Raw genomic sequence first — 13,331 nt, 5'->3', positions numbered from 1 at the left:
CTTGGCAAGTTTTCGGTTAAAGCTCGATTTGCAATTGTTTTCCGGGGAAAAGACGGAGCCCGCCACGCCCAAGAAGCGGCAGGAATCCAGGCAAAAGGGGCAAGTCGCCAAAAGCATGGAAGTGCCTGCTGCATTTATCTTGTTTTTTTCGTTCTTGGCTTTCAGCCTGTTCGGCGGTTATATGAAAGATCAGACGATGCATGTATTCCGGTCGATTTTTTACGACTACTTATTATGGGATATTACGATCGACAATATTATCGTTTTGTTCGAGCAGCTGATGGTTCAGAGCTTGCTTATCATCGCACCGCTTTTGCTGGTGACGGTGGTCATCGCGATTTTCAGCAATTATTTGCAATTCGGCTTCTTGTTGACCGGGGATCCGCTCATGATGAAATTCAGCAAGCTGAACCCGATCGAAGGCGCCAAAAAAATATTCGGCCTGCGTTCGCTGGTCGACTTCTTGAAATCGGTTCTCAAAATGACCATCATCGGCTATGTCGTCTACTCCACCTTGTGGGGTGAAAAAGGCAACCTGATGGATTTGGCCCGGCTGCCTGTCGAGAACGTACTGATGTTCGCATCGTCGCTAACGGTCAAGTTAGGCCTCAAAATCGGTCTCGTGTTAATCGTACTTGCATTGCTCGACTTTCTGTATCAGAAGTATGAGTTTGAAAAAAGCATCCGCATGTCGAAGCAGGACATCAAGGATGAGTATAAAAAGACGGAGGGTGACCCTCAGATCAAAGGAAAAATCCGTGAGAAGCAGCGAAGAATGGCTCTGCAGCGCATGATGCAGGATGTCCCTAAAGCGGACGTCATCATCACGAACCCGACGCACTTTGCGGTAGCTCTTCGCTATGACGCGAAGAAAATGCAGGCTCCTACGGTTATCGCCAAAGGAACGGATTACATTGCTTTGAAAATTAAACAAGTTGCAAAGGAACACCGGATTATAACGATGGAAAATAAGCCTTTGGCCCGAGCCCTGTATGCCCAAGTGGAAATTGGTGAAGCCATACCGGCGGATATGTTCCAGGCCGTGGCCGAAGTATTAGCATATGTGTACAAGGTTAAAGGAAAAGCCAACTAGAGTATGAGGAAGGAGGACATCTGAAATGAAAGCGAAAGATCTGGTCGTACTGATCGGGATTATAGGTATCATCCTGATGATGGTCGTACCTGTGCCGATATGGCTGTTGGATGTCCTGTTGATCATCAACATCTCCATTGCTCTGATGATTATATTAGTAGGAATGAATACGCAGGATGCGCTGCAGTTTTCGATTTTCCCGTCATTGCTGTTGATCACGACGCTGTTCCGGCTGGCGTTAAACGTATCGACCACCCGTAACATTCTCGCGCACGCTGATGCAGGGAACGTAGTAAGCACGTTCGGTTCTTTCGTTGCCCAAGGCAATATCGTCGTTGGATTTGTCGTGTTTATCATCCTAGTGCTCGTTCAATTCATCGTTATTACGAAAGGCTCCGAGCGCGTGGCCGAGGTTGCCGCACGGTTTACTCTCGATGCGATGCCCGGCAAGCAAATGAGTATCGACGCCGATTTGAACGCAGGATTAATCAATGAGCAGCAAGCGAAGGAACGCAGGGAGAAAATATCCCGCGAAGCCGATTTTTACGGGGCGATGGATGGTGCCAGCAAATTCGTTAAAGGTGACGCGATCGCAGGGATTATCATCCTGATCATCAATATTTTGGGCGGCTTGATCATCGGCGTATCGATGAAAGGGATGGATATCGGCGAAGCCGCAGAGAAGTATTCGATCATGACGATCGGCGACGGACTGGTCAGCCAAATTCCAGCGCTGTTGATATCCACGGCAGCCGGTTTGATTGTCACGAGAGCTTCTTCCGACGGCAACCTGGCTCACGATTTAACCTCGCAAATCTTGTCATATCCTAAACTGTTGTATATCGTAGCGGGAACGATTACGCTGCTCGGTATTTTTACTCCGATTCACTTGATTACTACTTTACCTATCGCAGCTCTCCTCGCCTTCGCAGCGATGAAGATGCAGCAAAATATGGTTCGCAAACAAGCTCAGGAGGACCAGCTGGAGGAAGAACAGCAAATTGAGGAGGTTCGCAGTCCGGAGAGCGTAATCAGCTTGCTGCAGGTGGATCCGATTGAATTCGAATTCGGCTACGGCTTGATTCCTCTAGCTGATACGCAGCAGGGCGGGGACTTGCTGGACCGGATCATTCTCATCCGCAGACAATGCGCCTTGGAATTGGGTCTGGTTGTACCGGTCATTCGGATCCGCGACAACATTCAATTGAAGCCTAATGAGTATGTCGTGAAAATCAAAGGCAATACGGTAGCACGCGGCGAGCTTCTGCTGAATCATTACTTGGCGATGAGCCCGGGCATCGATGACGATTCGATTTCGGGTATCGACACCGTAGAGCCTGCCTTTGGACTTCCGGCGCTTTGGATCGACGAGGCGATGAAGGAACGTGCGGAATTGTCAGGCTACACCGTTGTCGATCCGCCGTCCGTAGTAGCGACTCACTTGACGGAAATTATCAAGAAGCACGCACACGAGCTGCTGGGTCGTCAGGAAACGAAGTCGCTCATCGAGAATGTACGGGAGAGCTACCCGGCTCTCGTGGACGATCTGATTCCGAACGTGCTGTCCACAGGCGATGTTCAGAAGGTGCTTGTCAAGCTGCTTAGAGAGAAAATATCGATTCGCGATCTGGTAACGATAATGGAAACGTTAGCCGATTACGGAACTTACACCAAGGATCCGGAAATATTGACGGAATATGTGAGACAATCGTTGTCGCGGCAAATTACGCAGCAATTCTCAACGGGCAGCGATTCCTTGAAGGTCATTACGGTGGGGCCTTCCCTGGAGAAGAAAATTGCGGAATCGGTTCAGCAATCCGATCAAGGAAGCTATCTGGCGCTGGACCCGGGTTCGACCCAGGTGATCTATCAGCGTATTTCCGATCAAGTCACGAAGCTGATTCAATCCGGTCAACAGCCTATCGTGCTAACTTCACCGACTATTCGCATGTACTTGCGGCAGCTGCTGGAGAGGACGATGCAGGATATTCCGGTCCTGTCGTACAGCGAGCTTGAGCCGAATGTAGAAATTCAAAGCATGGGGGTCGTTAACATATGAGGGTAAAGCGCTACGTAGTTGATTCCATGCCCGATGCTCTGCAAAAAATACGTACGGATCTCGGAAAGGATGCCGTTATCTTGAACACGAAAGAAATTCGCTCGGGCGGATTTCTCGGCATGTTTTCCAAAAAAAAGATTGAAGTCATCGCTGCTACCGATGCGGCTGAAACGGCAGGTGCTGGCGGCAAAGCCGGTGTCGCAGATATGAGAGCGACCGTAGCGGTTAAACCGGCTGTGACCTCGAATCTATCGGAAGCCGCTGGTACCTACACCAGGCCCGTGCCAGTACCGTCGCCGAACAAGGCGCCGGTCCAGCCGGCGGAGCCGCTTGCTTTTCCTGTCGTGCCCGACGTATTGGTACCGGACTCGCCGAGGCAGGCGGATTCTGCGGCTTACGCCGACAAGCAAGTGAAGGCAGCGGCATCACAGCAAGCTGCAGCAAGAACGGAAGCAGCAAAGGACGACTTGCTTCTTAACGAAATGAAGCAAATGAAAGAATACATGCATAAGCTGTCTGTCCAAGTGGTTGGCCAAGCTCCTGTGGACCCGGTGCTGGAGCAATTGCAGCAGCGATTGCTGGAGCATGAGATCGATCCCGAGCTTGTAAGCCGCCTGATTGAACGGGCAGTGGAGGAATTGCAGGCGGACGGAGAGCCTGTCCGTGAGAAAGACGCCCGCCAATCTTTGAAACGTCAGCTCTTGGAGCTGTTCCCTGTACTTAGCGGGAATGCGTTGGAGGGGGATACGAAAATTGCTCATTTCGTAGGCCCGACCGGCGTCGGCAAGACGACGACGATAGCCAAGCTGGCTGCCGAGCAGGTGCTGAAATATCAGCGGAAAGTCGGCTTTATCACATCCGATACGTACCGGATTGCAGCGGTAGAACAGCTGAAAACCTACGCCACCATTTTGAACGTACCGTTGGAAGTCGTGTTTTCGCCGCAGGATCTGCCCAAGGCATTCGAGTCGCTGAAGGATCGGGATATTATTTTCATGGATACGGCGGGAAGAAACTTCCGCAACGAGATGTATGTGTCCGAGCTCAATGCCCTGCTTCAATCGGGCGGCAAGAGCGAAACGTATTTGGTCATGAGCCTGACTACGAAATACAAGGATATGAAGGCGATAGCCGAGAACTTTTCCAAGTTCAAGCTGGATAAAGTGCTTTTTACCAAAATGGATGAAACCGATTCTTATGGCGCAGTGATCAATCTAGTCCACGATTTTCAACTGTCGCTTTCCTATATCACGAATGGTCAAAGCGTTCCTGACGATATTACCGAGTTAAAGGCACAGCAGATCGTTGATCTGATATTGGGGGTTCAATCCCATGAATGACCAGGCACAAGGGCTGCGTGATCTGATATGGAACCGAAATCATCAACGGCAGCACGAAGCCAAAGCAACGCGCATTCTTACGGTAACGAGCGGCAAAGGCGGGGTCGGAAAATCGAATTTCACCTTGAATTTTGCTTTAACCCTGCAGAAAAAAGGTTTCAATGTCCTCGTCTTTGACGCAGATATCGGGCTGGCTAACATCGATGTATTAATGGGAGTCACAGCCAAATACAATTTGTATCATTTGCTCAAGAAAGAAAAGACGATTTGGGATATTATCCAGAAAGGGCCGAACAATCTGCAATTTATTGCGGGAGGGTCGGGCTTTCACGATCTGATCCGGTTGACCGAGGAGCAGCTGGATTATTTTGCAGAGCAGGTACAGCAGCTGAACGGGACTGTCGATTACATCATATTCGATACAGGGGCAGGCTTGTCCAAGGAGACGTTGAAATTTATTCTGGCTGCAGAAGAAACGATCGTCGTGACCACCCCGGAGCCCACTTCTATAACAGATGCTTATGCTATCATCAAAATGGTTCATGCGATGAACGAGCCGGTTCGATTCAAATTGGTTGTTAACCGCGTAGCGGACTGGAAGGAAGGGAAGCAGACAGCCGATAAAATCAATTTGGTCGCCAAGCAATTCCTTCAATTGGATATACCGACTCTAGGCTTTGTGTATGATGACAAAAACGTCTCTAAAGCGGTTAAGAAGCAAGTGCCGTTCACCGTGGAGTACCCGTCGAGCCCCGCTTCCCAGTCTCTGTCCAGGCTGACGAATGATTTCATTGCCGAGCAGCCGCCGGCGGATATGCAGGGTAGTGCTGTGAAAGGCTTTATGAACCGAATGATGAAGTATCTTCGACAGTAGCACAATCCTCTTGCCAGCGGCCAACAAAACAGACAACCTGGGGGGAATAACAATATGCGAATCTATGACATTTTGGTTGTTGACGATTCGATTTTTATGAGAAAAATCATTTCCGATCTCATATCGGAGGACCCTCAATTTCGAGTCGTAGCGACAGCCAAGAACGGTAAAGAGGCTGTAGAGCTGATAAAAAAGCTGAAGCCGAATGCCGTTACGATGGATATTGAAATGCCGGAAATGAACGGATTGGATGCGTTGAAAACGATCATGTCGGAGCATCCGACGCCGATCATTATGCTGAGCAGCCTGACTCAGGAAGGGGCCAGGGAGACCATTATCGCCCTGGAGAGGGGCGCCGTCGATTTCGTTGGCAAACCGTCAGGCTCCATTTCTTTGGATTTGCATAAAGTAAAAACCGCCTTGATCGAGAAGCTTCATATTGCGGTAAAAACGAATGTTAACAAGTTCAATGCCAAGCTGGCACCGCCGAACCCGCTTCGATTCAACAAACCGGCGGGGGAACCCAAGGCGAGCATTCCGTCTGCTCCGGTTGCTCAGCCTGCACCAAAGCCCTACAAGCAGGAAGGGAACCATTCTTCCGGCAAGCTGATGAATCCCCCTGCTTCCCAAGTACAGCAGCTGGTTGCTATCGGTACTTCAACCGGGGGGCCTCGGGCGCTTCATCAAGTGATTTCCAACATACCCGGCGACTTCGCGGCGCCTGTTGTCATAGTCCAGCATATGCCGCCTAATTTTACAAAGTCGTTGGCGCAGCGGCTGGACTCCGTATCCGAGCTGACGGTTGTCGAAGCGGAGGATGGCATGATCCTTCATAACGGAACCGCGTATGTGGCTCCGGGCGGGTTTCACATGATGGTTGCGCGCAATGGCCCCGGAATGTACAAGATTCATCTGTGCAAGGAAGATCCGAGGAATGGGCACCGCCCTTCGGTAGACGTGCTGTTTGAGTCGTTATTGCCGTTAAAGGAGCTGCGTCGGCACATCGTGGTGATGACGGGAATGGGTTCGGACGGAGCCAAAGGAATGCTCGCTTTGAAGCAGGCCGGCGCCGTGACCACGATAGCCGAATCGGAGGAAACCTGCATCGTATACGGTATGCCGAGAGCGGCCGTAGAACTGCAGTGCGTATCACATATTCTGCCTCAACAGGAAATTGCCCATATGCTTTCCAAAGCTGTGATGACATAGCCGGGGAGCTCGGGTGTACATATAGGTTGCATGACATTGACGGAGGTGTGGTTATGGAATTAAATCAATATTTATCGATGTTTATTGATGAATCGAAAGAACATCTTCAGGCGATGAACGACAATTTGCTAAGCCTGGAAAGCAGCCCCGAGGATGTAAGCATCGTACATAACATTTTCCGCTCGGCGCATACGTTGAAGGGCATGTCCGCAACAATGGGTTTTGAGGATTTGGCCTCGTTGACCCACGAGATGGAAAACGTGCTGGATTTGGTCCGGAATTCGAAGCTGAAGATGGACTCGTTTATTTTCGACTGGATTTTCAAAAGTCTGGATGCTTTGGAGGCCATGGTAGAAGATATCATCCAGGGCGGCACCGGTAAGCTGGATGTCAGTGAAATCGTAGCTGCGCTTAAATCCATTGTCAGCGGAGACTATTTGAAGGGCGGTTCGGCATCCTCTGCAGCCGTCAAGAAGCAGGACAGTGCACAAGAGCCTATGCTGGATGAATTTCAGCTTTCGATCATCCAACAATCGATTGAAGCCGGACTGGCCGTTTGCTTAATCGATGTAACGGTTCGCGAGGATTGCGTCCTTAAAGCGGCTAGAGCTTATATGGTCTTCAATGTGCTCGAGCAAAACGGCGAAGTAATCAAATCGACGCCATCGGTTGAGGATATCGAGCAGGAGCGTTTCGATAACAGCTTTTCCGTGTTCTTCATCTCCTCTACGGATAAAGACAGTCTGGAGAAGCAGGTCGGCAGCGTGTCCGAAATCGAAAAGGCGACGGTTACGCTGTTGACCCAAGCTAAGCTGGACGAGCTGATGAGCCCTCCGGCATCGTCGGCACAAGCGGAAGTAGCGGCAGCGGTTGCGGAAGCGCCACGCGCTTCGGCGGCACCTACCTCACCGGCTGCCGAATCCAAGAAGCCGGCTGGTAATGCTCCTGTAGCGAACCGGACGATCCGCGTCGATATCGAGCGGTTGGATACGCTGATGAACCTGTTCAGCGAGCTGCTGATCGACCGCGTGCGGCTCGAACAGCTGGCGAGCGAGATCAAGCGCAGCGACCTTACCGAAACGGTCGAGCATATGACTCGTGTGAGCAGCGATTTGCAAAATATCGTGTTGAAGCTGCGGATGGTTCCAATCGATACGGTGTTTAACCGGTTCCCGCGGATGATCAGGGACGTTGCGAAGACACTGGACAAAAAAGTCGATCTGGTCATTACGGGAGCCGACACCGAGCTCGATCGAACGGTAATTGATGAGATCGGGGATCCGCTGGTTCACTTGCTTCGAAACTCGGTGGACCACGGGGTTGAGCCTGTCAGTGACCGGATTAACGCGGGTAAGTCGGAAACAGGTACGATTCATCTGCGCGCATATCATAGCGGAAATCATGTATTTATTGAGATTGAAGATGACGGTCGCGGAATTAACCGCGAGAAGGTACTGAGCATCGCCGTCAAAAACGGCGTCATTCAGCAAGACCAAGCTGCAAAAATGACGGACGAAGAAGTGTACATGCTCTTGTTCGCTTCAGGGTTCAGTACTGCTGATAAAATTTCCGACATTTCCGGTCGCGGCGTCGGTCTGGACGTTGTTAAGACGAAGATTGAAAGCCTTGGCGGTACCGTTCAAGTGGAATCCAAATGGGGAAGAGGCTCCAAGTTTTCCGTCCAGCTTCCGCTTACCTTATCGATCATCTCAGCGATGCTCATTCGTCTGGGCGAGGAGAAGTATGCTATCCCTCTTTCGTCCATTGTCGAAACGGCGGCGATCAAGCGGGAGCAGATCCGTATGGTACACGGCAACCGGATGATTGATTACCGGAACAGCGTCATTCCGTTAGTACCGCTTGGCAATTTGTTCGATGTGCCCGGCTTGGCGGTATCGATAACCGGTGACACTCAAATCGTCGTCATCCGCAAAGGCGAGCGCCTGGCCGCTCTTGTTGTTGAAGAGTTCATCGGACAGCAGGAGATCGTTCTGAAATCGCTCGGCAAATATTTAACGAACTTGTTTGCCGTATCCGGCGCAACCATCCTGGGTGACGGACAAGTTGCATTGATCATAGACACGAACGCTTTAATCAAGTAACCGTAGCCAACGCAGATTACATAGTTAACCAAACTTAGGGAGGCATGAAACATGGGAGAGGAAATCAAAGTCATCGTTTTTGCTTTGGCACATGAGGAATACGGCGTTGAGGTTGAAAAGGTTAGAACGATTGAGCGTATGCAGCCGATGACCCGAGTGCCGAAAACACCGGAATTTGTAAGAGGCGTAATCAACCTGCGCGGCGTCGTTACCCCGGTTATCGATTTGCGGGGACGGTTCGGCTTCGAGGAATGCGAATTTACGGATAGCACACGCATCATTATTGTTGCTGTGAATGATATTGAGGTCGGCTTGATCGTTGATTCCGCGAATGATGTAATCGACGTGGACAGCGACAGCATTGAAGACCCGCCTGAAATCGTAGGGGGCATTAAAGCCAAATATTTGCGCGGCATTGCCAAGGTAAGCGACACTCGTCTCTTGATTCTCCTCAACTTGGCGGAAGTTTTGAATAAAAGCGAAATTGTCCAATTAGAAAACCTAGAGGAGTAGTCGCGTGGAATTATTCAACCGGTTAGCCGATTTTCAAATGGATGTGCTTAAGGAAGTGGGGAACATTGGCGCAGGTCATGCGGCGACGGCATTGTCCAAGCTGCTGGATAAGCCGGTCGATATGCTCGTTCCGAAAGTACGCATCGTAGCTTTTGAAGAAATTGCCGATAGTGTAGGAGGGGCGGAGCAAGTCGTTATCGCCATCTTCCTCCGTGTCGAAGGGGAGACTCCCGGGAATTTATTTTTCATCATGACCTTGGAATCCGCTAAAAAGCTGCTGCGAAGTCTCGTAGGGATCACGGTTACCCATGACGACAATTATACGGATATGGAACTTTCTGCGTTAAACGAAATCGGCAATATACTGGCAGGCTCGTATTTGTCTTCCTTGGCGGATTTTACCCAGCTTTCCATGTCCCCGACCGTACCGTCGTTGGCTATAGATATGGCGGGCGCGATTCTCAGCTTTGGTCTTTTCCAGTTCGGTCAAATGGGAGATCATGCGCTGCTGATTGATACGAAGTTTTTGGATGGCAATGAAGAGGTGAAGGGCCACTTCTTTCTCATTCCGGATCCGGAGTCGTTTGATAAAATCTTCAAAGCTCTGGGAGTCGACACTCCATGATCCAAGATAACTTCATCAAGGTAGGAATGGCTGACCTTAATGTTACTCACTTGACCGGAGTGCTTAAGACAACAGGATTAGGATCTTGCGTAGGAATCACTCTTTACGACGGCAAGGCGAAGGTCGCGGGAATGGCTCACGTTATGCTCCCGACCTCCGACATTGCCAGGGAAGGCAAGCTGAATATTGCTAAATATGCGGATACGGCAATTCCCGAGATGATTCAAAAGATGGAGGCGCTTGGAGCCTCGGTCGCCCGAATGGAAGCCAAAATGGCAGGTGGAGCACAAATGTTCGCATTCGGCGGCAGCTCGGATACGATGAGAATCGGACCGAGGAACGTAGAGTCGTGCAAGGAAATGCTGAAGCGGTATTCCATCCCTTTGAAGGCTGAAGATACAGGCGGTAATTATGGAAGAACGATTGAGTTCGATTGCGTTACCGGTAGCCTGCTTATTAGAAGCGTTCAGCAAGGAGTGAAAGAACTCTAGATTATGATAGGATCGATTCGTTGGAATTTCATAGTTGGACTCGTAACTTTCGTTATTACTTTTGTTTCTTCTATTATAAGTAATATTTGGCTCACAAGCTTACTTCGAAGTATATACAGCTTTGCTATAGTATTCGTGCTCATCTTTTTGTTTCGATGGGTACTCGGCACATTAGCCGGTTTAAATCGGCTGGGTGAAGCCGGGATTCCGCAAGAGTCGGACGAAGCCGATAAAGGAGTCTCGCTAGACATAACGACTCCGGACGATGAAGCCTCATTGCACCGAATGTTAAAAGATTCGCTTGATCCTAATGCACCCGCGGTGGATTCCGGATTCGCTCCGCTGAATCCACCGAAGCTGTCCAGCAAAACGAACAACATGGAACCAGGAGAGATGGCGCAAGCGGTACGTCGAATGACGGAAGAATAAGGGTGGTGACAACCGGTCATGATTCAAAAATCGCATTTACCGAATATCGATTTGTGGAAGCAATGGAAGGAATCCGGATTGGTTGAGGCGAAGCAGTCTTTAATTGAAAGCTATTTGCCTTTAGTAGATTATGTATCCAACCGGCTTTCCATTGGCTTGCCGAAAAATGTATCCAAAGACGATTTGGCCAGCTATGGCATCATGGGCCTCATCGACGCTATAGAAAAATTCGACTATGAGCGAGGGCTGCAGTTCGAGACTTATGCTTCCTGGCGTATCCGCGGCGCAATCATCGACGGATTGCGTCAAGGAGACTGGGTGCCCCGCTCGGTACGCGAGAAATCCAAGAAAATCGAAGAGGCGTACCAGAAGCTGGAGCAGCAATATTTGCGGTCGGTAACGGATGCGGAAATCAGCGCCTACCTTCAGGTTAGTGAAACGGAATTTCAGCAAATGGTACAAGAAATAGCCGTTACGACCGTATGCTCGATCGACGACCCTATCCGTGAAGAAGATTCCGAGACGCGGCTTTCCTTGCTGATTGATGAGAAGGCCAAAAATCCTGAATATAAAGTGAATGAGTTTTTCTTGAAAGAGACGTTAGCCAAAGCAATAGAGCGGCTTACGGAGAAGGAAAGAACGGTTGTTTCCTTATTTTATTTCGAAGAATTGTCATTGAGTGAAATTGCGGAAGTCATGTGCTTATCTCCATCACGAATCTCTCAGCTTCATTCCAAAGCGATTCTTCGCCTCCGAGGCTCGTTAAGCCGGTTTAAAACGCAGCTGTTTCAAGAAACTTAACTTGGAGAAAGTGGGGGCAATAATGAGTGAACCTGCGATGCCGCTCAGTTACTATGTAGAAATTTCTCTGTCCGACGATAAACTGCAAGCCTATCTTCAATTTAAAAACAGCGAGGATAACCTTTCGTTCTCCGCGGCACAGCTCGAGGAGGTTGTTGCATCCTATCATATTTCTCATGGAATGGATAGAGACGTCCTTCAGGCCATTGCCCGGGAACCTAAAGCCTATTTTCTAAGCAAAACGGTGATAGCGTATGGAACTCCTCCGGTTCCCGGTCAAGACGGCTACGTCAAGCTGCTGCACGACATATCCGACGATTCCAGGAAGCCGATGGAGCTGGAGGATGGCAAGGTCGATTTTCGGGAAGTGACTACGATCAATAATGTTCGCAAGGGCCAGCTATTGGCCCAGAGAATATTCGCGACGAAGGGAACTCCGGGCAGGGCGGTAACGGGGGAAGAATTGGCAGCCAAAGACGGGAAGGAAGCGCGTCTGAAAGTAGGTAAAAATGTCGTTGCAGATCCGGAGCAAAAGGCGATCTACTCAGCGATTGACGGCATGATATGTAAAACGGATCGGGACAAGATCAATGTGTTCCCGATTTTTGAGGTTAACGGGGATGTCGATTACAACGTTGGCAATATCGATTTTGTCGGCTCCGTCGTAATCCGGGGCAATGTGCTCAGCGGCTTCAAGATCAAAGCTTCGGGCGATATTCGTATTACAGGCAGTGTGGAGGGGGCCGACCTGGAAGCGGGTGGCTCTATTGAAATTAGTGCCGGTATTTTGGGACATAACAAAGCGATGATCCGGGCCGGAAGCCGATTCAAGAGCTCCTTTATCCAAGATGCAACCGTTTCCGCCGATGAAGTATTGGTAACGCAAAGTATTATGCACTCGAGTGTGAGAGCGGCGAGAAGCGCCGTTTGTCTGGGGACGAAAGGTCTTATTGTAGGCGGAACGATTCAGGCCGGCGAGAGCGTTACGGCACGGACGATAGGTAACTCCATGTCCACAGCGACCGTTATCGAGGTAGGAGTCCTGCCGGAGCTTCGTAATGAAATTGGACAGCTGCGCATTCAGCTGCGCTCCGTCAATGACAATCTCGATAAAACTGAGAAAGCGTTAAACTTGCTGGATCAATTAGCGGCGACCGGACAGTTGGGTCCGGATAAAATGGCGATGAGGATCAAGCTAAATCATACGAAGAAGCAAACCGTAGAGGAGCAATCCTCGATGAAAGAACGGATTCTGGAGATCGAGAAGTCGCTTGAGGATTCCGACAAAGCCAAAGTGGAAGTCGTTTCGACGGTATACAGCGGGACCAAGATTGTTCTCGGCCGTTACACGAAGTTTATTAAAGATCCGGTATCCCATGTGAAATTTCAGCTAGCCAATGGCGATGTTGCCATGTTTCCCGTCGTACGATAAGCTTTAACAGCTTGAGGAGGGATGGAGATGAGCTTAAGGCCAGTGGAATTGCAGTTCGTTTTGCACAAGAACGACGAAGCCGGGACCGTGCAAAATCAATTGAATCATAAGCCGGGGCAGGATCAGGCGGCTCTTGCGGATGCTGCGGCCAAACATACGGAGAAGGAGCGGCAAAGCGTTAGTAAAAGCGAGAAGCCGCATCATTCCTCAATCCTGAATGAAGATAAGGAACAGCCGGGCCATAAGCGAGAGCAATCTTCCAACAAACGCGAACAAGAGCAGGCAAAGACCCGATCGGAAATGGAACGAATCGAGCACCCTTTTAAAGGAAAGCATATCGACTTGACTCTTTGAGAGGCGGTT

At 50.0% G+C, this 13,331-nt stretch carries 13 protein-coding genes; all 13 read left to right on the top strand.

The window, feature by feature from the left end; all coding sequences use genetic code 11:
• Position 1 precedes the first annotated feature (1 nt).
• The 13 genes from flhB to DVH26_RS24315 all read left to right on the top strand — a co-directional run bounded on the left by flhB (position 2) and on the right by DVH26_RS24315 (position 13,322).
• Positions 2–1,093 (top strand): flagellar biosynthesis protein FlhB, encoded by a 1,092-nt coding sequence (gene flhB, locus DVH26_RS24375; protein WP_239626396.1) that lies wholly within the window; start codon positions 2–4, stop codon positions 1,091–1,093.
• Between the two features lie 25 nt (positions 1,094–1,118).
• Complete coding sequence (gene flhA, locus DVH26_RS24370; protein WP_239626393.1) at positions 1,119–3,152, top strand: flagellar biosynthesis protein FlhA; 2,034 nt, start codon at positions 1,119–1,121, stop codon at positions 3,150–3,152.
• Complete coding sequence (gene flhF, locus DVH26_RS24365) at positions 3,149–4,492, top strand: flagellar biosynthesis GTPase FlhF (protein ID WP_239626391.1); 1,344 nt, start codon at positions 3,149–3,151, stop codon at positions 4,490–4,492. Before flhA ends, flhF begins: the two co-directional genes overlap by 4 nt.
• Positions 4,485–5,366: a MinD/ParA family protein gene (locus tag DVH26_RS24360; protein WP_239626388.1), complete on the top strand. Its 882-nt coding sequence runs from the start codon at positions 4,485–4,487 to the stop codon at positions 5,364–5,366. The genes flhF and DVH26_RS24360 overlap by 8 nt, the downstream gene beginning before the upstream one ends.
• Before the next feature lie 54 nt (positions 5,367–5,420).
• Entirely contained in the window at positions 5,421–6,575 is a 1,155-nt protein-coding gene (locus DVH26_RS24355) for a protein-glutamate methylesterase/protein-glutamine glutaminase (protein WP_239626386.1), read from the top strand.
• A gap of 53 nt (positions 6,576–6,628) precedes the next feature.
• A complete protein-coding gene (locus DVH26_RS24350) occupies positions 6,629–8,677 on the top strand; it encodes a chemotaxis protein CheA (protein ID WP_239626384.1) in 2,049 nt (682 codons plus the stop codon).
• A gap of 51 nt (positions 8,678–8,728) precedes the next feature.
• Positions 8,729–9,190: a chemotaxis protein CheW gene (locus DVH26_RS24345; RefSeq protein WP_239626382.1), complete on the top strand. Its 462-nt coding sequence runs from the start codon at positions 8,729–8,731 to the stop codon at positions 9,188–9,190.
• A 37-nt stretch (positions 9,191–9,227) separates the two neighbouring features.
• On the top strand, positions 9,228–9,815 hold the full coding sequence (locus DVH26_RS24340) for a chemotaxis protein CheC (RefSeq protein ID WP_379454897.1): 588 nt from the start codon (positions 9,228–9,230) through the stop codon (positions 9,813–9,815).
• Complete coding sequence (locus DVH26_RS24335; RefSeq protein ID WP_239626378.1) at positions 9,812–10,306, top strand: chemotaxis protein CheD; 495 nt, start codon at positions 9,812–9,814, stop codon at positions 10,304–10,306. Before DVH26_RS24340 ends, DVH26_RS24335 begins: the two co-directional genes overlap by 4 nt.
• A gap of 147 nt (positions 10,307–10,453) precedes the next feature.
• A complete protein-coding gene (locus DVH26_RS24330; protein WP_239626376.1) occupies positions 10,454–10,735 on the top strand; it encodes a hypothetical protein in 282 nt (93 codons plus the stop codon).
• Positions 10,736–10,753: 18 nt separating this feature from the next.
• Positions 10,754–11,536: a FliA/WhiG family RNA polymerase sigma factor gene (locus tag DVH26_RS24325; RefSeq protein ID WP_239626374.1), complete on the top strand. Its 783-nt coding sequence runs from the start codon at positions 10,754–10,756 to the stop codon at positions 11,534–11,536.
• A 22-nt stretch (positions 11,537–11,558) separates the two neighbouring features.
• The gene (locus DVH26_RS24320) at positions 11,559–12,968 is read left to right on the top strand and encodes a flagellar assembly protein A (protein WP_239626372.1); all 1,410 of its coding nucleotides are present in this window, start codon (positions 11,559–11,561) and stop codon (positions 12,966–12,968) included.
• Positions 12,969–12,995: 27 nt separating this feature from the next.
• Entirely contained in the window at positions 12,996–13,322 is a 327-nt protein-coding gene (locus DVH26_RS24315; RefSeq protein ID WP_239626370.1) for a hypothetical protein, read from the top strand.
• Positions 13,323–13,331 lie beyond the last annotated feature (9 nt).

It is taken from the genome of Paenibacillus sp. H1-7 (assembly GCF_022354825.1).
Taxonomy (GTDB): domain Bacteria; phylum Bacillota; class Bacilli; order Paenibacillales; family NBRC-103111; genus Paenibacillus_S.
The sequence above is the reverse complement of the archived record's forward strand: the minus strand, read 5'-3'. Positions and strand labels throughout refer to the sequence as shown.

Bases quoted from the DNA above. Each gene is read 5' to 3' on its own strand.
- DVH26_RS24315 (WP_239626370.1), top strand. From the start codon at position 12,996: ATGAGCTTAAGGCCAGTGGAATTGCAGTTCGTTTTGCACAAGAACGAC.
- DVH26_RS24325 (WP_239626374.1), top strand. From the start codon at position 10,754: ATGATTCAAAAATCGCATTTACCGAATATCGATTTGTGGAAGCAATGG.
- DVH26_RS24355 (WP_239626386.1), top strand. From the start codon at position 5,421: ATGCGAATCTATGACATTTTGGTTGTTGACGATTCGATTTTTATGAGA.
- DVH26_RS24335 (WP_239626378.1), top strand. From the start codon at position 9,812: ATGATCCAAGATAACTTCATCAAGGTAGGAATGGCTGACCTTAATGTT.
- DVH26_RS24320 (WP_239626372.1), top strand. From the start codon at position 11,559: ATGAGTGAACCTGCGATGCCGCTCAGTTACTATGTAGAAATTTCTCTG.
- flhA (WP_239626393.1), top strand. From the start codon at position 1,119: ATGAAAGCGAAAGATCTGGTCGTACTGATCGGGATTATAGGTATCATC.
- DVH26_RS24360 (WP_239626388.1), top strand. From the start codon at position 4,485: ATGAATGACCAGGCACAAGGGCTGCGTGATCTGATATGGAACCGAAAT.
- flhF (WP_239626391.1), top strand. From the start codon at position 3,149: ATGAGGGTAAAGCGCTACGTAGTTGATTCCATGCCCGATGCTCTGCAA.
- DVH26_RS24350 (WP_239626384.1), top strand. From the start codon at position 6,629: ATGGAATTAAATCAATATTTATCGATGTTTATTGATGAATCGAAAGAA.
- DVH26_RS24345 (WP_239626382.1), top strand. From the start codon at position 8,729: ATGGGAGAGGAAATCAAAGTCATCGTTTTTGCTTTGGCACATGAGGAA.
- DVH26_RS24340 (WP_379454897.1), top strand. From the start codon at position 9,228: ATGGATGTGCTTAAGGAAGTGGGGAACATTGGCGCAGGTCATGCGGCG.